The sequence below is a fragment of the Streptomyces sp. NPDC025721 genome (genome assembly GCF_055558595.1).
Genome location: NZ_JBVHMF010000001.1, coordinates 626,621 through 650,344 on the forward strand (window position 1 = coordinate 626,621; position 23,724 = coordinate 650,344).

At 73.4% G+C, this 23,724-nt stretch carries 21 protein-coding genes; 5 read left to right on the plus strand and 16 right to left on the minus strand.

Going from position 1 to position 23,724, the window contains the following annotated elements:
- Nucleotides 1-394: 394 nt before the first annotated feature.
- A complete protein-coding gene (locus ACZ4EF_RS02775; RefSeq protein WP_355337733.1) occupies nucleotides 395-1,096 on the minus strand; it encodes a GOLPH3/VPS74 family protein in 702 nt (233 codons plus the stop codon).
- Between the two features lie 253 nt (nucleotides 1,097-1,349).
- Here ACZ4EF_RS02775 and ACZ4EF_RS02780 point away from each other — a divergent pair, with 253 nt between their 5' ends.
- Nucleotides 1,350-3,956 carry a D-alanyl-D-alanine carboxypeptidase family protein gene (locus tag ACZ4EF_RS02780; protein WP_467502399.1) on the plus strand — a complete coding sequence of 869 codons (2,607 nt, stop codon included), beginning with the start codon at nucleotides 1,350-1,352 and terminating at the stop codon, nucleotides 3,954-3,956.
- Here ACZ4EF_RS02780 and ACZ4EF_RS02785 read toward each other — a convergent pair.
- The 4 genes from ACZ4EF_RS02785 to ACZ4EF_RS02800 form a co-directional block, all read right to left on the minus strand.
- On the minus strand, nucleotides 3,940-4,653 hold the full coding sequence (locus ACZ4EF_RS02785) for a rhomboid-like protein (protein ID WP_355337739.1): 714 nt from the start codon (nucleotides 4,651-4,653) through the stop codon (nucleotides 3,940-3,942). The two genes, ACZ4EF_RS02780 and ACZ4EF_RS02785, sit on opposite strands and share 17 nt — an antisense overlap.
- A 113-nt stretch (nucleotides 4,654-4,766) precedes the next feature.
- Nucleotides 4,767-5,948 (minus strand): winged helix DNA-binding domain-containing protein, encoded by a 1,182-nt coding sequence (locus ACZ4EF_RS02790; RefSeq protein WP_467502401.1) that lies wholly within the window; start codon nucleotides 5,946-5,948, stop codon nucleotides 4,767-4,769.
- Nucleotides 5,949-5,976: 28 nt separating this feature from the next.
- The gene (locus ACZ4EF_RS02795; RefSeq protein WP_467502403.1) at nucleotides 5,977-8,262 is read right to left on the minus strand and encodes a heavy metal translocating P-type ATPase; all 2,286 of its coding nucleotides are present in this window, start codon (nucleotides 8,260-8,262) and stop codon (nucleotides 5,977-5,979) included.
- Nucleotides 8,263-8,354: 92 nt separating this feature from the next.
- Nucleotides 8,355-8,567, minus strand: a complete 213-nt coding sequence (locus ACZ4EF_RS02800; RefSeq protein WP_467502405.1) for a heavy-metal-associated domain-containing protein — start codon at nucleotides 8,565-8,567, stop codon at nucleotides 8,355-8,357.
- 222 nt (nucleotides 8,568-8,789) lie between these two features.
- Between ACZ4EF_RS02800 and panD the strand changes: the two genes are divergently transcribed.
- A complete protein-coding gene (panD, locus tag ACZ4EF_RS02805; protein WP_355337748.1) occupies nucleotides 8,790-9,212 on the plus strand; it encodes an aspartate 1-decarboxylase in 423 nt (140 codons plus the stop codon).
- 114 nt (nucleotides 9,213-9,326) lie between these two features.
- On the opposite strand, the gene ACZ4EF_RS02810 is transcribed toward panD, so the two are convergent.
- The gene (locus tag ACZ4EF_RS02810) at nucleotides 9,327-9,542 is read right to left on the minus strand and encodes a hypothetical protein (RefSeq protein WP_188279703.1); all 216 of its coding nucleotides are present in this window, start codon (nucleotides 9,540-9,542) and stop codon (nucleotides 9,327-9,329) included.
- A 301-nt stretch (nucleotides 9,543-9,843) separates the two neighbouring features.
- Between ACZ4EF_RS02810 and ACZ4EF_RS02815 the strand changes: the two genes are divergently transcribed.
- A complete protein-coding gene (locus tag ACZ4EF_RS02815; RefSeq protein WP_355337751.1) occupies nucleotides 9,844-10,644 on the plus strand; it encodes a VOC family protein in 801 nt (266 codons plus the stop codon).
- Between the two features lie 69 nt (nucleotides 10,645-10,713).
- On the opposite strand, the gene ACZ4EF_RS02820 is transcribed toward ACZ4EF_RS02815, so the two are convergent.
- The 5 genes from ACZ4EF_RS02820 to ACZ4EF_RS02840 form a co-directional block, all read right to left on the minus strand.
- On the minus strand, nucleotides 10,714-11,124 hold the full coding sequence (locus tag ACZ4EF_RS02820) for an STAS domain-containing protein (RefSeq protein WP_355337754.1): 411 nt from the start codon (nucleotides 11,122-11,124) through the stop codon (nucleotides 10,714-10,716).
- Nucleotides 11,121-12,269, minus strand: a complete 1,149-nt coding sequence (locus ACZ4EF_RS02825) for a cobalamin B12-binding domain-containing protein (RefSeq protein WP_401310527.1) — start codon at nucleotides 12,267-12,269, stop codon at nucleotides 11,121-11,123. Before ACZ4EF_RS02825 ends, ACZ4EF_RS02820 begins: the two co-directional genes overlap by 4 nt.
- Nucleotides 12,266-13,942: a PP2C family protein-serine/threonine phosphatase gene (locus ACZ4EF_RS02830; protein ID WP_467502408.1), complete on the minus strand. Its 1,677-nt coding sequence runs from the start codon at nucleotides 13,940-13,942 to the stop codon at nucleotides 12,266-12,268. The genes ACZ4EF_RS02825 and ACZ4EF_RS02830 overlap by 4 nt, the downstream gene beginning before the upstream one ends.
- Nucleotides 13,943-14,128: 186 nt before the next feature.
- Entirely contained in the window at nucleotides 14,129-15,085 is a 957-nt protein-coding gene (locus tag ACZ4EF_RS02835) for a pseudouridine synthase (protein WP_391162397.1), read from the minus strand.
- Between the two features lie 14 nt (nucleotides 15,086-15,099).
- Nucleotides 15,100-15,276, minus strand: a complete 177-nt coding sequence (locus ACZ4EF_RS02840) for a hypothetical protein (protein ID WP_355337760.1) — start codon at nucleotides 15,274-15,276, stop codon at nucleotides 15,100-15,102.
- Between the two features lie 166 nt (nucleotides 15,277-15,442).
- Here ACZ4EF_RS02840 and ACZ4EF_RS02845 point away from each other — a divergent pair, with 166 nt between their 5' ends.
- A complete protein-coding gene (locus tag ACZ4EF_RS02845; RefSeq protein ID WP_355337763.1) occupies nucleotides 15,443-16,375 on the plus strand; it encodes an NAD-dependent epimerase/dehydratase family protein in 933 nt (310 codons plus the stop codon).
- Nucleotides 16,372-17,352, plus strand: a complete 981-nt coding sequence (locus ACZ4EF_RS02850) for an RNA polymerase sigma-70 factor (RefSeq protein WP_355337766.1) — start codon at nucleotides 16,372-16,374, stop codon at nucleotides 17,350-17,352. Before ACZ4EF_RS02845 ends, ACZ4EF_RS02850 begins: the two co-directional genes overlap by 4 nt.
- A 127-nt stretch (nucleotides 17,353-17,479) precedes the next feature.
- Here the strand turns inward: ACZ4EF_RS02850 and ACZ4EF_RS02855 are convergent, their stop codons facing one another.
- The 5 genes from ACZ4EF_RS02855 to ACZ4EF_RS02875 form a co-directional block, all read right to left on the minus strand.
- On the minus strand, nucleotides 17,480-18,127 hold the full coding sequence (locus tag ACZ4EF_RS02855) for a sigma-70 family RNA polymerase sigma factor (protein WP_355337769.1): 648 nt from the start codon (nucleotides 18,125-18,127) through the stop codon (nucleotides 17,480-17,482).
- A gap of 204 nt (nucleotides 18,128-18,331) precedes the next feature.
- Nucleotides 18,332-18,745 (minus strand): hypothetical protein, encoded by a 414-nt coding sequence (locus ACZ4EF_RS02860; RefSeq protein WP_467502411.1) that lies wholly within the window; start codon nucleotides 18,743-18,745, stop codon nucleotides 18,332-18,334.
- A gap of 53 nt (nucleotides 18,746-18,798) precedes the next feature.
- The gene (locus ACZ4EF_RS02865) at nucleotides 18,799-20,661 is read right to left on the minus strand and encodes a nickel/cobalt transporter (RefSeq protein ID WP_467502412.1); all 1,863 of its coding nucleotides are present in this window, start codon (nucleotides 20,659-20,661) and stop codon (nucleotides 18,799-18,801) included.
- A complete protein-coding gene (locus ACZ4EF_RS02870; RefSeq protein ID WP_467502414.1) occupies nucleotides 20,658-22,085 on the minus strand; it encodes a tetratricopeptide repeat protein in 1,428 nt (475 codons plus the stop codon). The genes ACZ4EF_RS02865 and ACZ4EF_RS02870 overlap by 4 nt, the downstream gene beginning before the upstream one ends.
- A gap of 122 nt (nucleotides 22,086-22,207) precedes the next feature.
- The gene (locus ACZ4EF_RS02875) at nucleotides 22,208-23,653 is read right to left on the minus strand and encodes a DUF4331 domain-containing protein (protein ID WP_355337781.1); all 1,446 of its coding nucleotides are present in this window, start codon (nucleotides 23,651-23,653) and stop codon (nucleotides 22,208-22,210) included.
- Nucleotides 23,654-23,724: the final 71 nt, after the last annotated feature.

A 23,724-nucleotide genomic window follows, 5' to 3' on the forward strand; every position in this document is an offset into this window, starting at 1 on the left:
CAGCCTGCCACTTGCGGTCATCGGCGCGCTGGCGAATGAGGGTAACCCGGCAGGGGCGTGTACGCGGTGGTACACGGGGGTGTATACGGCGACGCGCGGTGCGACGAATCCCGGAACGTGTTCCGAGTCCCGCCGCCCCGCGCGTCACAGCGGCTCCCGGAACGGGTCGCTGAGGACGGCGCGATGGTCGCGGATTGCGGTGCCCCGTCCCTGCCGACGGGCGCCGCAGCCGTCCCTGATGAGGGGGTTGCCGAGCGCTACGTGCTCACCTGCGCACGCGCTCTCACGTGCTGAACGTGCTGCCTGTGCTGAGCGTGCCGAACGTACTGAGCGTGCCGAACGTACTGACCGTGCTGCCTGTGCTGCCTGTGTCCACTCGCTGTCGCACGCCGACTCAACGGGCGCCGGCGCGGGCCATGGTGCTGTGCCCCGCCGCTCGCGGTGCCGGAGCGGCTGGCCGCTTCGGCTGCGCCGCCACGCCGTTCTGCACATCCATCACGGCATGCGCGACGAGGCCGCCCATCGGGTCGTACCTGATCAGGTCACGCAGGCGCGATCGCGACGACCGGCCCTCGTTGCCCGGGTAGAGGTGCTTGCCGAGTCCCACGGCGTGGGCGAGCGCGGCGAGCGCGGCGGTCCGCGGGTCCGGCGGCACGCCGGTACGGATCGCACTGTCCAGCCGGGTACGGATCTCCCGGCTGACCGCGCTGTCGGACGCCTGGTACCGCGTCGTCGGCAGCACCCCGCACATCTGGCCGGGCACGGCGTGCACCATGCCGCACCGCTCCAGGTGCGCGAGATACGTCTGGCGGAGCCCGAGGCGGGGTCCGCCGATCCAGTGGACGGCCCGCACCGGACTGCCGCGTCGCCGCAGCAGTTCGAGAGCGGAGTCCAGGGTCGGATCTCCAGTCGGCCGTGGGTGCACCACGGCTATACGATCCCCGTCAGGGGCTATCCGTCCGGCCAGGGCCAGCTCGACGAGCTGCGCCCCGGCGAGGCCGAGGTCGAGCGATTGAGGCTGCGCCGTGGTCCCGGTCGTCGGGTCCAGTGCGAGCAGCAACAGCTCTTCCGGAATTGTTCTGCGGCTCTTGCCCATCCATGCCTCCCCGCGTGGATGAATGACAGGGTGACGCCTCTCACACCGGCCTGTCGAGAGCGCCTTTGCCTTATCGACGGGAACCGGGTGGTATGTCGTTCTCGTCTACGGGGTGGGCGGTGGTGTCGCGGACGGGTCGCGGGCCTGTCGGCGGGACACTGCCAGTGTGAGCTTTGAAGGGGTATGGGTGCCATTCGGCATCCGCCCCCGCACGATGTGTGCGGCCATTTCGTGATGTGTGGAGGAGGTCTGCGTGGCGGGCGAGTCCCCCGGCAGGGAACAGCGGCAGAGCACGTCGGGGGAGGCGGTCGAGCGGTCGACCGCTGATCCGAGGCTGGTGGTGTTCCGGACGCCCACCGAGGGGCACGGGACACGCGTGGCGGAGGGCGTACGGGAGGAGCACGCGGGCGCCGCGGTCGGAGCCGTCCCCTCCGCGCCCCCCGAATCGGCGGACTCCGCGGGCTCCGGCGCACGCCCCCACCCGGCCGCCGCCTCCTCCGCCGCCTCCACGGCGAATACGCCGGACGGCGTAGCGGCCGTAGACGAATCCTCCGACGCGGCTACGTCCACGACGCCGCCCGCGCCCCGCACCCCGGAGGTCCTGCCTCCGGAAGCGGAACCGAATCGTGACCTCCCGGACCCGGATTCCGCCGCCGGGGAAGCCTCCGAGGACGGGCCGGACTCCGAAACGGGTCCGGAAGCGGAAGACTCCGCGCCGGCCGGGCCGCCCGCGGCGGAGCGCGACGAGCACACCGCCGTGCTGCGCGTCGGGGGGCGCGGGGGCCTGCTGGGCGCCGGCGCCACCGCCGGCGGCTCTGCGGCCGGTGACGGTACGGCTGAGGGCGCCGACGGGGACGGCGTGGACGACGCCGAGGGCGTGACCGAGGCCGACGCCGACGACGTACCGGGCGACGTATCGGACGCGGCCCCGGCCTCCGGTGACGGCCAGGAATCCGAGGACGCGGACCCCGCGGACCCCGAGGACGCCGCCCCGGCGACCTCGACCGACGCCGCCGACGACGTGGCGGACGCCGCGCCCTCTGCCGGTGACGCGGGGGACGCCGGTGACGCCGAGGACGCCGCTCCGGAGGGCTCCGACAGCTCCGCGCCCGAGGACGGCGACAGCTCCGCGTCCAGGAACACCTCCGAGAACACCTCCCAGGACGCCCCCGAGAGCGCCCCCGAGGACAACGCCCCCAAGGGCCCCGGCGCCCGGAGCGCCTCCGTCCTGCGCCCGCTTGTGTCCGATCTCCCCGCCGAGCGCCCGGCGGCCCAGGGCGCGGAAGGCGTCTCAGGAGCCCGTAGCGCGCCCTCTGGCGCCTCCGCGCCCTATGAGGCGCCCCAGCCGCCCCCGGCGTCCGCCAAGCCGCGTACGGGCCCCGTGAAGCCCTCGGAGAGTCCGGCCGCGGGCCCGATCGGGCAGCCGTCCGCCCCGCCGAAGCCCGCCGGGGGCGCGCCGCTGCCCCCGTACGCCGGGAGCCCGTCCGCGATCGGCACCCCCACAGCGGCCTCGCCGGACGGCGCGGCGGCCGGGCCCGACGGGACGCGGTCGATGCCCGTGCCGCCGGAGCCCGAGGCGCCGCTGAAGCTGCTCGCGGAGCTGACGAACACCCCGCCGCCGCGCCAGACGGTGCTGCGGACGGTCGCGCGCCGGTTCAAGATCTGGACCCCGCTGGTGGTGCTGCTGGCGATCGTGTTCGTCGTGGTGCAGGCGCTGCGCCCGCTGCCGGCGCCGTCGATGGCGCTGACCGCGGCCTCGTCGTACACCTTCGACGGCACGCCGCTGCCGCAGTCCATGCCGTGGCCGTCGCAGGGCCAGTCGGTGGCCGAGGTCGAGGGCCTGGGCTCGCTCGGCGTGCACGGCGCGCAGACCCCGGTGCCGATCGCGAGCGTCACCAAGGTGATGACCGCGTATCTGATCCTGCGCGACCACCCGCTGACGGGTAAGCAGACCGGTCCGACGATCCCCGTGGACGCGCAGGCGGCCGACGAGGCGAGTTCGAGCGACGAGTCGACCGCGCAGGTCAAGAAGGGCCAGCAGTTCACCGAGCGGCAGATGCTGCAACTGCTGCTGATCCCCTCGGGCAACAACATCGCCCGCCTGCTGGCGCGTTGGGACTCCGGCACCCAGGAGGCGTTCGTCACGAAGATGACGAAGGCCGCCGCCGACCTCGGCATGACCAACACCACGTACACCGGCGCGAGCGGCTTCGAGGAGACCACGCGGAGCACCGCCGTCGACCAGTTGAAGCTGGCCCGCGAGGTCATGAAGAACGACGTGTTCCGGTCGGTCGTCGCGCAGCCGAACATCGACATCCCCGGCGTCGGCACGATCTACAACAACAACAACGACCTGGTCAACGTGGGTGTGATCGGCATCAAGACCGGTTCGAGCACCCCCGCGGGGGGCGCCCTGATGTGGGCGGCGAACAAGAAGGTCGACGGCAAGGACCAGTTGATCCTCGGCGTCGTCCTCCAGCAGCGCGGCGGCACGACCGTCTACGACAGCCTCCAGGCGGCGCTGGTCAACTCGCAGAAGCTGATCAACTCCGTGCAGGGCGGCCTGACGTCGTCGACGATAGTGAAGAAGGGCGAGGTCGTCGGCTATGTGGACGACGGGCTCGGCGGTCACACGCCGGTCGTGGCGAGCAAGGACCTGAAGGCCGTCGGCTGGCCGGGCCTGAGGACGACGCTGTCGCTGACCCCCCTCAAGGACGGGCTGCCGCACACCGCGACGTCCGGCGCCGAGGTGGGCACGATCGGCTTCGGCACCGGCTCGGCCCGCACCACGGTGCCGGTCGTCCTCCAGTCCGACCTGAGCGAGCCGTCGTTCGGCACGAAGCTCACCCGGGTCGGCTGACCCCGAGCCGCCCGCGGGCGGCACCGCGCAGGCTCCGGTACGCGGCGGCCGGGTCGATCCGACCCGGCCGTCCGCGTGTCAGCGGGTAGCAGGCCAGGCCGAGCAGCACCGACGTGAAGTGCCCGACGTCGGTGAAGGTGCGGCCCTCGCCCAGCGCGAGCCCGTAGAAGAGCAGCACGCAGGCGCCGTACAGGTACCGCCAGGGCATCGTGACCGCCCAGGTCAGCACCGCCTCGACCGCCGCCAGCCCGTAACTGACGCCCACGTCGAGGGTCTCGGCGGCCGACTGCGGCGCGTGCCCGTGCCGGATCGCCCACAGCAGCACGCCCTCACTGATGTACGTCGCCGCGACGTGCCCGATCAGCACGACCGCGAGCCACCGCCAGGTGCCCAGCCAGCGCTCGGCGGTGGCGTGGAAGACCGTGTAGAGCAGCACGTACGGCAGCCATCCGCCGCCGTCGGTCCACAGCGCGCTGCGCACCAGGGCGCGGACCGGCTGGCTCGACAGATTGCGGATGTTCGTCGACCGCAGCCGCAGGAAGTCGTCCACCGTGGCGGGCGCCATCCGGTGGATCGCGACCGTGGTGAAGAACAGGATCGCCAGCCAGATGTACGTGCCGGGGGCGCTGCGGATGTACGCCCACACGGCGCGGGCCACAGCGCGGGTGACACGCGAGAGGCGTGAGGGGAGATGCACGCTCCGGATTCTGTCCGGAAAGCGAGGTTTATACGGCCGCGCCGCGCGTAAGCGCGGCCTACCGAGTCCAGCGGGTGCGCGGGTCCCGGCCGGGTGCGCGGGTCCCGGCCCGGTCACGCGGACAGTTCGCGCTCCAAAGGGGTGCGGAATCGCGGTGTGACCGTCACACCGCCGCCCGCGAGAAAAGCGGTGAGACGCTCCGCCGCCGCCTCGACCGCGTCCGCCGCCCGCGCGCCCCGGTCGGCCAGCAGCCGCCAGGCGACAGTGCCGTCCGCGCGGTGCGCCCAGCCTCCGATCACCTCGCCGCCCCACCACACGGTGGGCCCGACGTTGCCCGAGCGGTCGAAGAGGGACGTCCGGTGCTCGCGCGGCAGGAACCAGTCGCGCTCCTGCCACCCCATGGGCGTCGGGTCCAGCGCGGGCAGCAGCGTCGCGGCCGGCGGCGGCGCGTCCGCCGACGGCCCGGCGTCACCGGGCAGTACGTGGCCGACGGCGTCCCCGTCCAGCAGCACTTCCTCGGCGCCGACCGCCGCGAGCGCCGTGCGCACCTCCGTCAGCGACCAGCCCGTCCACCACTTCAGATCGGCCGCCGTCCCCGGCCCGTACGCCCCCAGCCACGCCTTCACCACCCCGGCGCGCGCCTCGGCCACCGGCACGTCGGGCAGCGGCTCGGCGTTCGCCCACCGGAACTGGCTGCTCGTCCACGACCCGGCCGGCCTGCGCCGCTCGATCCGGCCCTCGGCGGCCATCGTCCTGATGATCCGGCTCGCCACGTTCTGCCGCGCCTCGTACGGCTTGCCCGCCGCCACCAGCACCTGCTCGCGCAGCTCGGGCACCAGCTTCGACAGCCCCGCGCCGCTGGTCTCGCCGTGCGCGTCGAGCGCCGCGCGCACCCGTGCCTCGACGCCTTCCAGCCACGCCTCGTCCCAGCCGCCGCCCTCCGCCAGGAACGCCAGCAGCCCCTTGCGCTCCTTCGCCGCGATCTGCCGCCCGGCCGCCGCGTACACCCCCGGCGCCGCCGCCCGGCCCACGACGAACATCGTGCGCCGCATCGCCAGCATCCGCACCAGCGACCCGGTCTCCCCGTACAGCGCCTCCTCCAGCGCCCCGACGCCGTCGCCCGGCTCGCGCAGCCGCGCCGCCACCGTCAGGAACACCGTCGCCGGATCGGTCGCGTGCAGCGCCACGAGCGCGTCGGCGACCTCCTCGCAGGTGCCCACGGCCCGGAGCTGCCGCCGCACCAGCCGCCCCCGCCGCTCCTCGTTCCCGGCCTGTCGCCGCCGCGTTCCGCTCATGACCTCATGCTCACACGCCCCGCCGTCACTACCGGCTCAGCGGCCGGAAGCCGCGCAGGCGCAGGCTGTTGGCCACGACGAAGACGGAGGAGAAGGCCATGGCCGCGCCCGCGATCATCGGGTTGAGCAGCCCCGCCGCCGCCAGCGGCAGAGCGGCGACGTTGTAGCCGAAGGCCCAGAAGAGATTGGACTTGATGGTGCCGAGCGTGCGCCGCGCGAGACGGATGGCGTCGGCGGCCACGCGCAGGTCACCGCGGACCAGGGTGAGGTCCCCGGCCTCGATGGCGGCGTCGGTGCCGGTGCCCATGGCGAGCCCGAGGTCGGCCTGGGCGAGCGCGGCGGCGTCGTTCACACCGTCGCCGACCATGGCGACGCTGCGCCCCTCGGCCTGGAGGCGCCGGACGACGGCGACCTTGTCCTCCGGGAGGACATCCGCGAAGACATCGGCCGCGTCGATGCCGACCTCGGCGGCGACGGCCGCCGCGACGGCCGCGTTGTCCCCGGTGAGCAGCATCGGCCGCAGGCCGAGCGCCCGCAGCCGCCGGACGGCCTCCGCGCTCGTCGGCTTGACGGCGTCGGCGACGACGAGCACGGCCCGCGCCCGCCCGTCCCAGCCCACGATCACCGCGGTGCCGCCGTGCGCCTCGGCCGCCGCCTTGGCCTCGGCGAGGTCGGCGGGCAGGACGAGCCCGCGCCCGCTCAGCAGCCGCTCGCGGCCGACCAGCACCTCGTGGCCCTCGACGACACCGCGCACACCGAGGCCGGGGACGTTCTCGAAGTCCGTGACCGGCGGCAGTTCACCGGCCGCCTCGCGCGCCCCGGCGGCGACGGCCCGCGCGATCGGGTGCTCGGAGGCGTCCTCCAGCGCGCCCGCCAGCCGCAGGACGTCGGCCTCCTCGGCTCCCGACACACGCACCCCGGTCAGCGTCATCGACCCGGTCGTGACCGTCCCGGTCTTGTCCAGCACGACCGTGTCGACGGCCCGCGTCGACTCCAGCACCTCGGGTCCCTTGATGAGGATGCCGAGTTGCGCGCCGCGCCCGGTGCCGACCATGAGCGCGGTCGGCGTGGCGAGCCCGAGCGCGCATGGGCAGGCGATGATGAGGACGGAGACGGCCGCGGTGAAGGCGGCGGTCGCGCCCTCCCCGGTCAGCAGCCAGAAGGCGAGCGTGCCGAGCGCCAGCACGATCACCACGGGCACGAAGACGGCCGAGATCCGGTCGGCGAGCCGCTGCGCGGCGGCCTTGCCGTTCTGCGCGTCCTCCACCAGCCGTGCCATACGGGCGAGTTGGGTGTCGGCGCCGATCCGCTCGGCCTCGACGACGATGCGCCCGCCCGCGTTGACGGTGGCGCCGGTGACCCGCGAGCCGGGTCCGACCTCGACCGGTACGGACTCCCCGGTGAGCATCGACGCGTCGACGGCGGAGCCCCCGTCGCGGACGACGCCGTCGGTGGCGATCTTCTCGCCGGGGCGTACGACGAAGCGGTCGCCGACCGCCAACTCGCCGACGGGGATACGCACTTCCCGCCCGTCGCGGAGCACCGCGACGTCCCTGGCGCCCAGTTCGAGCAGCGCGCGCAGCGCCGCCCCCGCCTTCCGCTTGGCGCGGGCCTCGAAGTACCGCCCGGCCAGGATGAACGCGGTGACCCCGGCCGCCGCCTCCAGATAGATGTGGCCGCTGCCGCCGCCGCGCGAGACGGTGAGGTCGAAGGAGTCCTTCATGCCGGACATGCCCGCGTCGCCGAAGAACAGCGCCCACAGGGACCAGCCGTACGCGGCGAGGGTGCCGACCGACACCAGGGTGTCCATGGTGGCGGCGCCGTGCCGCAGATTCGTCCAGGCGGCGCGGTGGAAGGGCCAGCCCGCGTAGACCACGACCGGTGAGGCGAGCGTCAGCGCCAGCCACTGCCAGTTGTCGAACTGGAGCGCCGGGACCATCGACAGCGCCACGACCGGCACGGCGAGGACGACGGCGGTGATCAACCGCTCCCGCAGGGAGATCGATTCGGGGTCGCGCACCGGGCCGGCGGCGGTCCCGTCGGCGTCGGCCGGGGGCGCGAGCGGGGGCGGGGGGAGCGCGGCGGTGTACCCGGTGGCCTCGACGGTCGCGATGAGATCGCCGACCGCGACTCCCTCGGCGTACGCCACCTTGGCCTTCTCGGTCGCGTAGTTGACGGTGGCGCTGACGCCGTCCATCCGGTTGAGCTTCTTCTCGATCCGCGCGGCGCAGGACGCGCACGTCATGCCGCCGATCTCCAGCTCGACCGCCTGCTCGGCCGCCGCCGTCCCGCCGTCCTTCGCCGCCGTGGTCATGGCCACTCCCGCTCCCCTCGTGTCCCCGTCGTACCTTTCCTGCCGCCCGGCCCCTGCCCCCGGCCCCCGCCGTGGAGGCCGCGAAGCGCCGGTCAGGCGCGGCCGACCAGTTCGTAACCCGCCTCGTCCACGGCGGCGCGCACCGACTCGTCGTCCACCGGCTGCTCGGACACGACGGTCAGCAGACCGGTCGAGGCGACCGCCTTGACGGAGGTGACACCGGGAATCGCGGTGACCTCCTTGGTGATCGCGGACTCGCAGTGACCGCAGCTCATCCCGGACACGGAGTAGACGGCCTCGCTCATGGTGTTCTCCTCGATACGTGCGTGCGTGCCTGCTTGTGCGGACGTGCTTCTCCGTCCGCCGGGAACAACCATATACCCCCTAGGGGTATTCCACGAAGCTGAGATCTTCGGCACTCCGGGCGCCCCGCCGGTCCCGGCGCGCCGGGCGCTCGCCTAGGCTGGACGCGTCGGCGCGTACCCGTGGCAGGGACGCGACCAGCTCTTTCACCAGGAGGCGGCAGCGTGCTGCGCACCATGTTCAAGTCGAAGATCCACCGGGCCACCGTGACCCAGGCGGATCTGCACTATGTGGGCTCCGTGACCGTCGACGCCGATCTGATGGACGCCGCGGACCTGCTGCCCGGCGAACTCGTCCACATCGTCGACATCACCAACGGCGCCCGGCTGGAGACCTATGTCATCGAGGGCGAGCGCGGCTCCGGCGTCATCGGCATCAACGGCGCCGCCGCCCACCTCGTGCACCCCGGAGACCTGGTCATCCTGATCAGCTACGCGCAGGTCGAGGACGCCGAGGCCAGGGCGCTGCGCCCGGCCGTCGTCCATGTGGACGCCGACAACCGGATCATCACGGTCGGCGGCGACCCGTCGGAGCCCACCCCCGGCGCGGACACGCTCCGTCCCCCGCACGCCGTGGCGCGGGTCTGACGGCCGAAGCCGGATCACTGATGTGCCGGGGCCCGCTCGCTGATCGCGGGGTGTTCGCGGAATGTTCGCGGACCGCTCGTGGCGCGTCGCGCCCCGTGTGTCCGACGGTGAGCGTTACGCGGCGGTGACGACCGCCGCGCCGCTCACCGGGCCGACGGCCGGGCCCTGGACCGGGCGTATCGGCATCTGGGTACCCCGCGCGGCGGCGGTCCACTCGGCGCGCAGCCGCGCCAGCTCCGTGAGCTCTTCGGCCGTCCAAGGCCGGTCGCCGTGCTCCTGCACATAAGCGCGCAGGGCCGCGTTCGCTTGATCGAGACTTCCCCCGTACATGTGAACCACAGTAGACGGCGGCACTGACAATCCCGAATCCGTTAAACACCGCGCGTGACCGTGTCGATGCGGCACGGCGCCTTCCGTTTCACCCGCCAAGGCGGTGACCTGCGCACGAACGGCGATTGTCGGGACCGGCTGCCATGCTGGGTGTGAGAGAGGACACTGCGTCCCAATCGGACAAAAAGCCCGGCACCCGCCCGATCCGCCCGGCACCCCTGATCCGCCCGACGCCTCCGATCCGCCCGGACGGCTCCGATCCGCCCGGCCACCGCACGACAGCTCCGGGAGGAAGGCACCCATGCTCACCAACGACTACGTGCCCGGCGCGCCCGACTGGATCGACCTGGGCAGCCGCGACACCACGGCCGCCGCCGCGTACTACGGCTCGCTCTTCGGCTGGGAATTCGAACCGGGCGGCCCCGCGTCCGGCGGGTACGGCACCTTCGTGCGGGACGGCGCGACGGTCGCCGCGCTGGGCCCGCTCCAGGACACCGGCGCCCACCCGGCCTGGACGGTCTACTTCGAGACCGCCGACGCCGACGCCACCACGGCGGCCGTCGAGGAGAACGGCGGCACCGTACGGGTGCCGCCGATGGACGTCTTCGACCAGGGCCGCCTCGCCTCCTACACCGACCCGACCGGCGGCGAATTCGGCGTCTGGCAGCCCGGCACCAACAAGGGCCTGGACCACGTCGGCCCCTGGGGCCTGTGCTGGACCGAGCTGTACACACCGCGGGCCCAGCGCGCCAAGGACTTCTACGCCGCGGTCCTGGCCTGGGACTACGAGGACATGCCGCTGCCCGGCGACGCGTCCGCCGACGTCTACACCGTGGTGTCCCGCTCCGGCGGCGGCCAGGACGGCTCGCACGGCGGCATCCTCCAGCTCGGCCCCGACCTGCTCCCCGCCGGTACGGCCTATTGGCAGCCCTACTTCGGCGTCGACGACTGCGACGCCGTCGTCGCCAGGGCCACCGAGGGCGGCGGCACGGCCCTCCTGCCCCCCACCGACATGGCGGGCGTCGGCCGCCTCGCCCTGCTGACCGACCCCGAGGGCGCGTTCTTCGCCGTGCTCACCCCGGCGGCCTCGATGACGTCCTGAGCCCGTAAAGCCTGTAGAGCCCGCACGGCCCGCAAAGCCGCCACAGAGCATGCCCGGCCCGCGCGGGTCTCAGGCCCGCGGGTCCTGGCCCGTGGAAGGGGCGGCCTGCTCGGCGGCGGACGGCTCCGCCGCACCGGCCCCGGTCGCGGGGAGCGCCGTCAGATGGGCGAGCGTGCCGGTGATCGTCAGCAGCCGCTCCAGCGCGGGGGACCGGTCGTCCAGGTGGAGCCGGACACCGGCCTCGTCGGTGCGGCGGCGGATCATCAGCAGCGCCGAGAGCCCGCTGGAGTCCGTGCTGCCGAGCCCGGCGCAGTGCAGGTGCAGGTCCGCCAGGCGCGGATTGTCGGCGATCTTGTCGCTCACGACGGCCAGCAGCCGGTCGGCGTTGTCGTAGTCGAGGTCGCCGTGCAGTTCGATCCGCACGGTCGTCTCGGTGTCGACGGCCGTCAGCCGCAGATGGCTCGGGGGAATCGTGGTCATGCGGTGGTCCTGGCGGTGGTGAGTGCGGACGAGGTCAGACAGTCGGTGCCGAGCCGGAGTATCCGGACCGCGCGCGGGAAGTCCTTCAGCTCGTCGGACAGGATCCGCAGCGCGGGCGGCAGGCTGTGCGCGGGAACGCCGCGGGCGGCGAGAATCCCGGCGGTCCAGGTGAGGAAGTCCGCGAAGAGGTCCTCGTCGCCCGTGTAGAGGGCGATGGTGAGGAAGTCCACGATGTGCGCGAGGTCTTGCGCGGTGTGCTCGCGCTGGAGCTCGCTGTACGCGCGCATCGCGGGGAAGGCGGCCTCCAGCCCGCCGAAGACGGTCCGCACCAGGGCCGTACGGGCGCGCGCGACCATCGTGTACTCCTGGTCGGCCAGGTGCGGCAGATCGTCTATCGGCTGGTGCTCGGGCTGCGGGCGCGGCAGCGGGCCGCGCGCGAGGCGCTCCGCGGCCGTACGCGCGTCGGGGGCCCAGGCGTCGGCGCCCAGCAGCCGCGCGTGCCGGCCGTCCGGGCCGAAGGCGGCGCCGCCGACGAGGACCGGCACCCCGACGGCCTGGCACGCGGTGATCGCGGCGTGCGCGGTCGGCAGCCGGGTGGCCAGCGAACTGGAGAGCGCCACCGCGTCGCACGCGGTGCGGTGCAGATGGGTGATGAGGTGCGGGGTGGGCACCTGGGCGCCGAGGAAGTCGACGCGCCAGCCGCGCAGCTTCAGCACCTCGGCGAGGATCCGGGCGGGCAGCGCGTGCCACTCGCCCTCGACGCAGGCCACCGTGATCCTGCCCCGCCAGGGTTCGGTACGGGCGGCCGGGTGCAGGGACAGCGCCGCCACCGCCCGGTCGTTGATCGCGGTGGCGGCGTGCTCCTCGGCGACGCTCAGCCGGTTGGCCGCCCACTCCTCGCCCACCTTGCCCTGCACGGGCGCGATGACGTCGAGCAGCACGCTCTCCGCGTCCACCCCCGTGTCCAGCGCGCCGAGCACCACACCGGCCGCCGCGTGCTCGTCGCCGTGCGCGACGGCCTCCCACAGCTCCGTCACGCGCCGCCCGAGCCCCTGATCAGGTCCGGAGCGGGCTCCGGACGGCGGGGCGGGCGGCGAGGACGCGGAGTGCGACGAGGGTGCGGTCGGCTCGGTGTCGGTGCTCACGCTGTGTACCTGCCCCGAGTACGGCCGTTCACCGCACTCAGGTGGTGCGTCCGGGGCGCGGAGATCACGACGACGGCCATGTCGTCGTGACGCCCCGTGCCGACCCATTCGGCGGCGAGCATCTGGACCCGCTCCACGATTCCTTCCGCGGGCATGCCCGCGCACTCCGACAGCACGCGGCGCAGCCGCTTCTCGCCGAACAGCGCGCCGCCCAGGGGGCCGCCGCGCGCCTCGGTGATCCCGTCCGTGTACAGCACGCAGGTCTCGCCGGGCGCCAGGGACAGCGTGACGGTACGGGAGACGGCGTCGGGGATCGCGCCGACCAGGGTGCCCTTGGTGTCGGCCTGCTCCACCTCGCCGTCGGCCCGCACGATCAGCGGCGCGAGGTGTCCCGCGCTGGTCAGCCGCAGCCGCACCTGGTGCCCGTCGCGGAGCGCGGAGGCCAGGATCAGCGTCGCGAAGCGGGTGTGGTGGGAGTTCAGCAGCGCCGTGTTCAGCAGGCTGAGCATCCGCTGGTGGTCGTCGGCCATGGGCAGCAGCGCGTGCAGGGTGTTGCGGATCTTGCCGGTCAGCACGGCCGCCTCGAGGCCCTTGCCGCACACATCGCCCAGCACCGCCAGCGACGCCTCGCCCTCGGTCACCGACGGGTGCACGTCGTAGAAGTCCCCGCCGATCCGCTCGTGGTCCTGCGAGGGCCGGTAGCCGCCGGCGAAGTCCACCCCGCCGACCTGGTGCAGCGACGGCGGCAGCAGTTCCCGCATCAGGACCTCGGTGATCGCCGACTGCTCCGCGTACAGCCGGGCCGCCGACATGGCGGCGCCCGCGCGCGCGGCGAACAGCCGGGCGAAGACCTCTTCGCGTTCGGTGAAGGCGTCGGTCTCCGAGCGCCGCAGCAGGACGAGGGCGCCCGCCGACACCCCGTGCCCCGGCAGCGGGGTGATCACTATCGAACCGACCGGCCCGAAGCCCTCGGGCACCAGCCAGGAGGGGGCCGTCGCCGGGTCGAGCCAGCGCGAGGGCACCGGCGGGAAGCCGCGCAACGCCTCGCCAAGCCCCGGCACTTCGTCCGGATCGACGCCCAGGTGCGACTGCGAGGGGCTGCCGCCGCGCACACAGGAGACCACCGGCAGCCGGTTCGCCCGCGACGGGGCGATGACCATGGCGGCGTCGGCCAGGTGCTCGGCGGCCATCTGCGCGGTGACGTCCATGCACCGGTCCAGGTTGAGCGAGGAGAGCAGCAGGTTGGACGAACGGCTGAGGAATTCGGTGCGCTCGCGTTCCATGCGCAACGCCTCGCGCGCCAGCCGCCGGTCGGTGTCCTCGACCAGCCACCACACGGCGCTTCCGTCGGCCAGCACCGTCGGATGCGCCTCGAAGGTGCGCCCGCCGACCGCACCCCAGGCCACGTCGACGTCAGCGGTCGCGGCAACGTCCACGTCAGCGGTGGCGGCCACGTCCGTGCCCGGGGATTCCTCCGTCGGCGCGTGCAGCGTTTCGTGTGCCCGCGACAGCCACGGTGGCGCCACGTCCGCGAGCGCCACCCCTTTCCCGGCCCCCGGCAGCAGAACCCCCGCCGCCTCGTTCGCGAGTATCAGCCTGCCGTCGGCCTCGACCACGAGCACCGGGTAGGGCGCCAGCAGGGGGTACGGAGTGTCGCTCCTCGAAACGCTCACCGGTGCGTCCGCACCGGCTGCCGTCGTGACGGAACCAACCACACATTCAGGATCCGCTGAGCGAATCCCTCACCTCATCGACTAGGGGACAGTTGCGTACGGCGACCAGAAGACCGTTGCCGTCCAGCAACCATCCCGTACTTCCCCGCGGCCCCGCAACCAGCCCACCGGAGCGTGGCCGACCGGTCACAGGGCCTCGCGCCACGCCGCCAGCTCCCGCGCGCTGTCGAACCGCAGCGCCCGTCCGGTCACCGGATCGGTGAATTCCAGCGCCCGCGCGAGCAGTTGCAGCGGCCGGGTGAAGTCCTCCCGGCCGCCCTCCGATTCGGGCTCCGGCAGCACCCGCGGATACACCGGGTCGTACAGCAGCGGCAGGCCGAGCGCGCTCATGTGCAGCCGCAACTGGTGGGTACGGCCCGTCGCGGGCAGCAGCCGGTAGCGGCCCCGCGCACCGCGCCGCTCCAGCAGTTCGACCCGGCTCTCCGCGTTCGGCGGCCCCGGCTCCTCCCACGCCGCGATCCGCCCGCGCTCCTTCACGATCCGGCTCCGTACCGTCCTCGGCAGCTCGACCCGCGGGTCGTACGCGGCGACCGCCTCGTACTCCTTGCGCACCCGCCGGTCCCGGAAGAGCGTCTGGTACGCGCCCCGGTCCCCGGGGCGGACCACGAACAGCACCAGGCCCGCCGTCAGCCGGTCGAGCCGGTGCGCGGGCGACAGTTCGGGCAGCCCGCAGTCGCGCCGCAGCCGCGCCAGGGCGGTGTCCGTCACGTGCCGCCCGCGCGGGGTCGTCGCCAGGAAGTGCGGCTTGTCCGCCACCACGATCCGCTCGTCGCGGTACACCACCCTCACCTCGAACGGCACGGCCGTCTCCGGTGCCACATCGCGGTGGAACCATACGTACGCGCCCGCCTCGTACGCCGTCCCCGCCGTCACCGGACCGCCGTCCGCGGTCACGAAACGCCCCTCGGCCAGCATCGCCCCGACGCGCTCCGCGCCCACCGCCCCCGCGTACCGCTCCAGCAGATACGCCGCCACCGTCGGCGGCTCCCCGCCCCCGCCGGGCAGCCGCAGCCGCACCGGGTCCACGCCGTCCCGCTGCGCCAACGGCGACGGCGGCGCCTTGCGCCCGCCCCTGCGTGCCATGTCCCCGCCCCCCGTCAGCGCGCGACCGGGTAGCCGATCCGCTCCAGCTCCCCCCGGCCGTCCCCCTGAATCTCCCCCGCCCCCGGATACCGCACGATCTCCAACGCGGCCGACGCCCGGCACACATCCCGCAGCCCCGCGATCGACGGCAGCCCTCGAGCGACGTCATGGATCGTCACACGCTCAGTCATGCCCCATCCCTATCAAGATCCCTATCAAGCCGCACTGACATTCCCCCGCACACTTCGCACACCCGCACCGTCCCTCGGGTGTCACAGGCGCCCGCGCTGTCCCGTCCCGTGAGGGAGAGCCCCGCGATGAGCCGGGGACGACCGGAACGCGAGGACGGTGGCGGTCATGCGGGTGTTCGTGGCGGGCGGGAGCGGGGTACTGGGGCGGCGGCTGGTGCCGCTGCTCGTGGACGGGGGCCACCAGGTGACGGCCACCACGACGAGCGCGGCCAAACTGGACTCGCTGAAGGCGCTGGGCGCCGACGGCGTCGTGATGGACGGCCTGGACGCGGCGTCGGTCGGCGAGGCGGTGGCCACGGCGCGGCCGGACGTCATCGTGCACCAGATGACGGCGATCGCCACCGCGCACGCGGGCAAGCCCGACCTCAAGCACATGGACCGCTGGTTCGCCCCCACCATCCGGCTCCGCACCGAAGGCACCGACCACCTGCTGGCGGCGGCCCAGGCGACCGGCGTGCGCCACGTCGTCGCCCAGGGCTACGCCTCCTGGAACGGCGTCCGCGAGGGCGGCTGGGTCAAGACGGAACAGGACCCGCTCGACCTGATGGAGGGGACGGCGGCGCAGGCGGGGATGCGGGCGATCCGGCACGTCGAGGACGTGGTGGCGGACTTCGGCGGCGCGGTCATGCGCTACGGCAGTTTCTACGGCCCCGGCGTCACCGACGACATGGTCGAACTCCTGCGCAAGCGGCAGCTCCCGCTCGTCGGCGCCGGCGCGGGCCACACCTCGTGGATCCACCTGGACGACGCGGCGAGCGCCACCGCCCTGGCCGTCGAGCGGCGCGCGACCGGCCTGTTCAACGTCGTCGACGACGAACCGGCGCCGGCCGCCGAGTGGCTGCCGTATCTGGCCCGGTGCGCGGGCGCGAAACGGCCGATGCGGGTGCCCGCGTGGCTGGCCCGTTTGCTGGCCGGGGAGGTGGCGGTGACGATGATGACCGAGGGCCGCGGCTTCTCCAATGCCAAGGCCCGGCGGGAACTGGGCTGGGAGCCGCGCTACTCGTCGTGGCGCGAGGGGTTCGAGAAGGGGCTGAAGTGACGCGGGCGGATGCGCGGCAGGGGCAGGGTTCGGCACGGTCTGACGGGGCACGGTCCGGTGCGGCGCGGGCGGGGGAGTTCGAGGACCTGCGGCCGCTGCTGTTCTCGATCGCGTACCGGATCCTGGGCAGCGTGAGCGAGGCGGAGGACGCGGTCCAGGACACCTGGCTGCGCTACGAGGCCGCCGGGACCTCGCCCGCCTCGCCCAAGGCGTACCTGTCGGCCGCCGTCACCCGCGTCTCCATCGACGTGCTGCGCTCCGCCCGCTTCCGGCGCGAGGAGTACGTGGGGGAGTGGCTGCCGGAGCCGCTGCTCGCCGACCCCTACGACGACCCGGCGCGCTCGGCGGAACTGGCCGACTCCGTCTCGACGGCCGCCCTGTTGCTGCTGGAGCGGCTCAGCCCGCTGGAGCGCGCCGTCTTCGTGCTGCGCGAGGTCTTCGGTTTCGGCTTCCCCGAGGTCGCCTCCGCCGTCGGCCGCTCCGAGGCCGCCTGCCGTCAGCTCGCGGTACGCGCCAGGCGGCACATGGACGAGGGCCGCCCGCGCTTCGAGGCCGACCGGCGGGAGCGGGAGAGGCTGGCGGGACGGTTCTTCGACGCGCTGCGCGAGGGCGACGTCGAGGCCCTGCGCGACGTGCTCGCCGCGGACGTCCAGGTCGTCGGCGACGGCGGCGGCAAGACCCCGCAGTTCGCCCGCGCCATCAGCGGCGTCGAGAACGTGACGCGCCTGCTCGCCACCACCTTCCCCTGGTTCTTCCGCATCGACGTGACCGTCGAGTCCCACGAGATCAACGGCCAGCCCGGCATGATCTTCCGCGACCGCGACCGCAAGGTGCTCAACGTGTGGACGCTGGACGTGCTCGACGGCCGGATCCAGATGATCAACTCCGTCAGCAACCCCGACAAACTCGGGCACCTGGGCCCGGTCGGGGACGCGTGGGCGGTCTACCGCGAGTGGAACGCGGCGCGCCGCCCGTAACGCCCCTCCGCCCTCGCCGTCCCGTGTCCGTCGTACCGTCTCCGTCGTCCCGTCTCCGCCGTCCCGCCCCCGCCGTCCCGCCCCCGTCGTCCCGTCTCCGTCGTCCCGTGTCCGTCGTCCCGCGCCGTCACTTGCGGTCCAGGTCGAGGTTCAGATCCAGGTTCAGGTTCAGATCCAGGTCGAGGCCGAGGTCGCGGCGCAGACGCGTCAGGGCGCTGCGGACACGGGACTTGGCCGTGCCCAGCGGGATGCCGAGCGTCTCCGCGACCTCCTGGTGGCTGCGCTCGGCGTAGAACGCCAGGTGGATCGCCTCCCGTTGCAGATCGGTCAGCACGCTCACCCCGCGCCGCACCGCCGCCTGCCTCATGCGCCGCTCGACGATGTCCAGGACGTTGTCGCCGGCCGGCAGCCGCGTCCTGCGGGCCGCGAGGTCCTCACTGCGCAGCAGTACGGCGTTGCGCCGGATCCAGTCGACGGCACGGCGGTGCGCGATGGTGACGACCCAGCCGCGTACGCTCCCCTGCTCCGGCCGGTACAGCGACGCCTTCGCCCACACCTCGGCCATGACGTCCTGGGCGATGTCCTCGGCTTCGGCACGCAGCCGCACCCGCCGCTGGACCAGCGACCTGACCATGGGAAAGAGCAGCGTGTACAGCGCGGTGAACGCCTCCTGGTCGCCGCGTCCCGCCGCCAGCATGTGCTGTTCGAGGCCGTCGCTCTCCCAGCACTCCGCCTCCGGCGGCGACGGGAGACGCGTCGGACCTGCGTCCGGCATTCGGCTCACCTCCTCAGCGCCCGGTGCTGAACCGGGTGCCGTGCGGACCAAGGGGAGTTCGTGGCCCCGGTCCTCAGGTATGGCCGCTCCGCCCGATGGCCACCTGGAAAGGGGGTACGGACGTACGGATGTGCGGGCGCCCTGACGTGGCGCCCGTCGGCCGTCCGCCGGGGTCATGGGCGGAGTCGCAGGCCGGTGGCGCGCTCAGCGCCGGGTGAGGTCGCCGTAGAGGGTGTCCCAGGCGTCGTCCTGACGGCTGGCCGGTTTTCCGTCGCAATAGGGCAGCGCGTGCTGGGCCTTGTAGTAGCGGAGCATCGACAGTACGGCCATCGGGTCGCTGTTCTTGCCCGCCGTGTAGTCGCGGTCGGGCAGCGTCGCCTGGTGGACGCGGCAGGTCGGACGCGGGCTCGCGGGGCCGGTGACCAGCGCTCCCGTGTGCCGGTCGGCGGCGCAGGAGGTGAGCGCGAGCGCGAGGACGGCGGCGGTCAGGGCGGCGCCGAGGAGGGCGGCCGGGCGGGAGGCCGTACGCGGTGACGTAGGCGGTGTCATACGTGTGGCCGCGCGGGTCGTGCCGGTCATATCAGTCGTGCGGGTCGTCGTACGCGAGGGTGTGCGCATGGTTCTGTCCTTGTGGCGTCCGTGGGACAACGGGTGCGGGTGTTGTGGATCCGTCAGAGGGGCATCGCACGCAGGGCGGTTCCCACGCCCACGGCGAGAATGAGCAGCGCGGTGCCCAGAGGGGTGAGGCGACCGCTCCACGCGCCGACGGCGTGCCATCTCCCGCCGCTCAGCGCGGGGAAGCGGTCCCTGAGCGTCAGCAGGAGCAGGCCCGCGGCGGCGAGGGTGGCGGCCATGCCGAGGCCGTAGCAGACGACGAGCAGCACGCCGAACGCCGTACGGCCGAGGGCGATCGAGCCCAGCAGGACGACCAGCGCCGAGGGGCTGGGGACCAGGCCGCCCGCGATGCCGATGCCGATGAGACCGCCGCGCTTGCGGGTGCCGCCCGCGGAGTGGGAGTGGTGATGGTGGCCGTGGCCGAAGAGGCCGTGGCGGTGCGGGTGTTCGTGGGCGGTGTGATCGTCGGTGTGGTGCGAGTGGTGACCGTCGTGGCCGTGGTCGTGCTCAAGGCCGTGCTCAAGGCCGTGCTCGTGGTCGTGTTCGTGTTCGGGGGCCTCCCGTTCGTCCAGGACCGCGACCCGCGTGGTGGCGACGGTCGTGGCCGCGCTCTGCTGGGTGATGCCCTCGGCGCCCTCGGGGACCTCGACGAGCGGGCCGGACGACGGGTGCGGGTGCTGGTGCTCAGCCCCGTGTCCGTGCGCGTGTCCGTGCGCGTGTCCGTGTCCCGGTCCGTGCTCGTGGCCGTGGCCGTGGCCGTGCGAACCGTGAGCCGCGCCCCCCGCGTGCCCGTGCTCCGCCTGCCGCGCCCGGAAGACCCGGACGGCCGACGGCAGCAGCCACAGACCGGCCGCGGTGATGACGATGCCGCTGACCGTACCCAGCCAGGCCAGGACGTCCTCGCCGACGAGCGCGGAGGACACGCTGAGCGCGATGCCGAGGACGAGGACGGAGGCGGTGTGGGTCAGCGTCACCGTGCCCGCGACCGTGACGGCGTCGCGCGGACGCCCCTGACGGCCCGCCAGATACGCGGCCATGATGGTCTTGCCGTGACCGGGCAGCGCCGCGTGCCCCGCGCCCAGCACCATGGCCATCAGCACGGCGAGCAGCCCGACGGGGAGGGTGAGCCGGTCGTGGTCGGTGAGCGCGCCCAGCCGCCGGTCCAGGGCGGCGTACCAGGAGGAGGGCCAGCCGGTGCCGGGCGCGACGGCCGCGACGGCCCCGGGACCCGAGCCCAGGACGAGCCGCGTACGGCGCTGGTCCAGCGGGTCGGCGAGCAGGTCCGCGGGATACGCGCGCAGCTCGCGCGAGACCGAGACGGCAGGGACGTCCGAGGAGCCGATGCGTACGCCGTCCCCGTGCGCGGTGATCTCGTGCCAGCCGATCCGGCTGCTGTCCACGCCCGTGGCCAGCGCGATCGTGTCGCCGCGGCCGGGGGAGGCGGGCGCGGACAGCCGGCACTCCAGCCGTCCGGTGTCGAGCCCGGCCTGCCCGGGCACCAGCCGGAAGGACGCGTCCGTCAGCCCGAACCGCAGGGCCTCGGCCCGCCGCGCGCCCCCGGCGCCGCCCGCGGTCCCCGAACCGCCGGCCGCGCCCGTGTCGCCGCCGAGCGTCGCGTCGATACCGCGCGCCAGGTCGGTGCAGGCGGTGTGCGCGTGGGCCGCGGCCTCCGCCGGGCTCAGGGCCCCGTCGTGGTCGGTGTCCATGGCGGCCTTGGCCTGGAGCGTGGGGATCTCGGCGGTGTCCACGACGGCGAGGTCGTCGATCCGGTCGGGGCGTACGGTCAGACCGTCGTACCGGTTGACGGTGAAGTTGCCCAGCGGGTGGGCGGAGACGGCCGGGGCGGCCAGCCACAGCAGCGAGGGCACCGCCACCAGCAGCAGGGCCGCGCCGCGCCGGGCACGGATCGGGGTCGTCATCGCTGTCCTCGCCGTCCTTGCGGTGGTTGTGCCGCCGGTTCCTTCTGATCCTTCTGAAGGGCGGTCAGCCGGGCGCGCGCGTCCGGCGCGTACAGCGGCGAGAAGGCCGGATTGGCGGCCAGGGCCCCGGCCAGGTCCGTACGCGCCGCCTCGTCGTCGCCGAGCGACTGCTCGATCACGCCCCGGTGGTAGCGCAGCAGCGCGTCGCGCCAGCCGAGCCGGTTCGCCTGCTCGGCCAGCGGCAGCGCGTCGCCGTCACGGCCCGCCCGGTGCAGCGCCCAGCTCAGCGCGTCCGCGACCAGCACACTGTGCCGCCGGTCCCACTCGGCGCTCAGCAGCTTCACCGCGAGGTCCGCGTCGCCGTGATCGGCCTGATATTGGCCGAGGTTGAGGTCGTCCACCACGCCGTTGGCCGCGAACAGCCTCTGCTCCGCCTCCAGCACCCCGTACTGCGCCCTGGCTTCCGGCGCCCGGCCCAGCGACTCCAGCAATTCGCCGAATTCCAGCACATATTGCGGCTGCGGCACCCGGTCGATCGCCGTCCGGTAGTCCGCGACCGCCTGGTCCGTCCGCCCGAGCGCCGCCTCCGCCCTGGCCGCGCCCGCCAGCGACGCGGTGTACGTCGGATCCAGCGCGAGCGCCGTCCGGTACTCCCGCAGCGCCTCGCGCGTCTTGCCGGTGTTGAAGGCCAGCTCGCCCAAGTAGTGGTGGCAGAACGCCTGGTCGGCCGCCGTCGTCGCGTCCTGGAGCGCCCGCCGCAGCGCCTGCTCCGCGTCCGCGGTGCGCCCGTGCAGCTCGAAGGTGTACGACGCCCGGGTGAACGACGCCGTCGACGGGTGCAGATCGAGCATCCGCTGCACGGCGTCCTGCGCGGCGCTGTCCTCACCCAACTGGGTGAGCGCGTCGTTGAGCGCGCCGTAGGGCGCCCAGGCGTACGGGTCGTCGCTGATCGCCTTGTCCGCCCACGTCCTGGCCTGCGCGAACTGGTGCCGCGCGTTGGCCAGTCCGGCCATTCCGGTGAGCGCGGCGGTGTTGTGCCGCGGCTGGAGCGCGAGCGACTTGCGCAGCGCCGCCTCCGACTTCGGGTACAGCGTCGGATCGACGTCGAGCCGGGCCTGTTCGACGTATTCCGAGCCGAGCTGGGCCCAGGAGGGGGCGTCGTTCGGCTGTGTGCGCAGCGTGCTCTGGAGCTTGGCGACGATGGCGTCCACGCTCAACGGCGCCGCCTGCGGGCCGGAGACCGGGCCGGAGTCCGGGCCGGGACCCGTACCGGAACCTGTACCGGAACCCGTATCGGAACTCTGGCCAGGGACCGCGTCGGACGGCGGCGGGGACGAGGCGCCGCCCGAGCGCTCCAGCGCTGCGAAACCGGTCAGGCCCGCACAGAGCACGGCGGTGGTGGCGATCAGGGCGAGGCGGCGCATGGGGGTCTGTTTTCTCCGCTCGGGGCGAACAGGGGCTCCGGCCGGTCGGACGGGTGGGGCGGTCGGACCGGAGGAGAGGGACCCGGCGTGGGCCTGTCAGGTGCCCACGCCGGGTGGCTTGCTCAGCCGGCCTGGTTGACCGAGCCGGTGTAGGGCAGCGCGACGTACGGGAAGGTGCCGGCGAAGGGGACGCCGGGTCCGTTCACGCCGTCACCCGCGGCGAGCGCCTGGATCAGGTGGCCGGGGGTCGCGCCCTCCAGCGCCTGGATCGCGATGTCCACGACGTCGTCACCGAGGCGGCGGCCGTTGGGGTAGCCCTGGAAGTCGCCGTTCAGCACGCCGAGACGGTCCGGCTTCGCGGTGACGGGGGTGGACATGTTCAGCCGCAGCTCCTCGGCGGGGACGAACCGCTTCTTGTCGGCGTCCTGGTTCATGAGCTGCGAGTTGAGGTCCACGGCCAGCGGGCCGTTCGCCGCCTTCGCGATACCGGTCAGGAAGATCTCCTGAAGGTCCTTGCGCGGCGTCGCGGGCGCCGGGATCCCGTAGATCGACTGGATCAGCATCGGCAGCTCGGGGTTGAGCACCTTCGCCACGACCTTGGGCTGGTTGTGGTCCTGCGACGGCGGCAGCGCGTTGAACGCGTTCTTCAGACCCGCGGGCACCACCGCCTCGTTCACCAGCGGGTTGCCCAGCCGCGAGACCTGCACGTACGGGCCGCTGGCCGTCTGCTTGCCCGGGGAGAGGTTCATGGTGCGGCGCGAGGTGGTGCTCCACACGCCGATCACCGGGTTGCGCTTGGGGTTGCAGTTGAGCGCCAGCGCCGACTTCGGGACCTGGATCGCCAGCGTGTTGACGTTGTAGCCCTTGAGCGTGTTGTGCCCGGTCTCCGACAGATTCCCGCCGTAGAGCAGGTCGAAGACGCGCAGGTCGAGGAAGAACGGGTCGGCGGCCTGCGAGGCCACCGTCTGACCGCCGCCGGGCAGCTTCCGCGTCGCCTGGCCGCGCAGCCGCCCGTAGTTCGGCATCGACGCCTTGCCGACGTTCGACGGCGTCGCGATGCCGTCCTTCACCAGCGTGACCGGGCGCTTGCCCGCGCGCAGTTCCTGGAGCGTGTAGTGCTGGCGGAACAGCAGCGTCTTGTCGTTGAGGTTGTTCACCACGCCGTTGTTGTACAGGAATGTCTTGTCTCCGCGCCGATCCTCGTTGCGGAAGGTCCAGCGGTACGTGAGGTCCGCCTTGCCGGTGCCCTGGCTGTCGATATTGATGTCGTACTGGGCGTCGGTGGCGAACGGGTAGAAGTTCGGCCCCCCGTTGGGCTCCTGGAACGGGTACCAGTTCGCGACCAGCGTCACCGTGTCCGACTTGTCAGGACTGGAGAACGCGTAGAGGTCGGTGTTGTCGACCTGTGGGTCCGCCGCGATCAGCGGCGCCTCGCGGTGGCTGGACGCCTGGCCGACGCCCGTACCGGGACCGGCGAGCGCCGCTCCCGCGATCGCCGTGCCGAGCGTCAGCAGCAGCGCTGCCGACTTCCACCGGCCGACGATGCCCGGTGTTCTGCGTGAACTCATGGGTGGTCTTTCTGTGGGGGTGAAGAGTCCGGCCTCGGGACCGGTCCCTGCACCCCGTTCGTCTCCAGGGG

Excerpts from the sequence above, each read along its gene's own strand:
- ACZ4EF_RS02775 (WP_355337733.1), bottom strand. The coding sequence starts at position 1,096 with ATGGGCAAGAGCCGCAGAACAATTCCGGAAGAGCTGTTGCTGCTCGCA.
- ACZ4EF_RS02790 (WP_467502401.1), bottom strand. The coding sequence starts at position 5,948 with ATGAGCGGAACGCGGCGGCGACAGGCCGGGAACGAGGAGCGGCGGGGG.
- ACZ4EF_RS02795 (WP_467502403.1), bottom strand. The coding sequence starts at position 8,262 with ATGACCACGGCGGCGAAGGACGGCGGGACGGCGGCGGCCGAGCAGGCG.
- ACZ4EF_RS02800 (WP_467502405.1), bottom strand. The coding sequence starts at position 8,567 with ATGAGCGAGGCCGTCTACTCCGTGTCCGGGATGAGCTGCGGTCACTGC.
- ACZ4EF_RS02810 (WP_188279703.1), bottom strand. The coding sequence starts at position 9,542 with ATGTACGGGGGAAGTCTCGATCAAGCGAACGCGGCCCTGCGCGCTTAT.
- ACZ4EF_RS02815 (WP_355337751.1), top strand. The coding sequence starts at position 9,844 with ATGCTCACCAACGACTACGTGCCCGGCGCGCCCGACTGGATCGACCTG.
- ACZ4EF_RS02820 (WP_355337754.1), bottom strand. The coding sequence starts at position 11,124 with ATGACCACGATTCCCCCGAGCCATCTGCGGCTGACGGCCGTCGACACC.
- ACZ4EF_RS02835 (WP_391162397.1), bottom strand. The coding sequence starts at position 15,085 with ATGGCACGCAGGGGCGGGCGCAAGGCGCCGCCGTCGCCGTTGGCGCAG.
- ACZ4EF_RS02840 (WP_355337760.1), bottom strand. The coding sequence starts at position 15,276 with ATGACTGAGCGTGTGACGATCCATGACGTCGCTCGAGGGCTGCCGTCG.
- ACZ4EF_RS02845 (WP_355337763.1), top strand. The coding sequence starts at position 15,443 with ATGCGGGTGTTCGTGGCGGGCGGGAGCGGGGTACTGGGGCGGCGGCTG.
- ACZ4EF_RS02855 (WP_355337769.1), bottom strand. The coding sequence starts at position 18,127 with ATGCCGGACGCAGGTCCGACGCGTCTCCCGTCGCCGCCGGAGGCGGAG.
- ACZ4EF_RS02860 (WP_467502411.1), bottom strand. The coding sequence starts at position 18,745 with ATGCGCACACCCTCGCGTACGACGACCCGCACGACTGATATGACCGGC.
- ACZ4EF_RS02865 (WP_467502412.1), bottom strand. The coding sequence starts at position 20,661 with ATGACGACCCCGATCCGTGCCCGGCGCGGCGCGGCCCTGCTGCTGGTG.
- ACZ4EF_RS02870 (WP_467502414.1), bottom strand. The coding sequence starts at position 22,085 with ATGCGCCGCCTCGCCCTGATCGCCACCACCGCCGTGCTCTGTGCGGGC.
- ACZ4EF_RS02875 (WP_355337781.1), bottom strand. The coding sequence starts at position 23,653 with ATGAGTTCACGCAGAACACCGGGCATCGTCGGCCGGTGGAAGTCGGCA.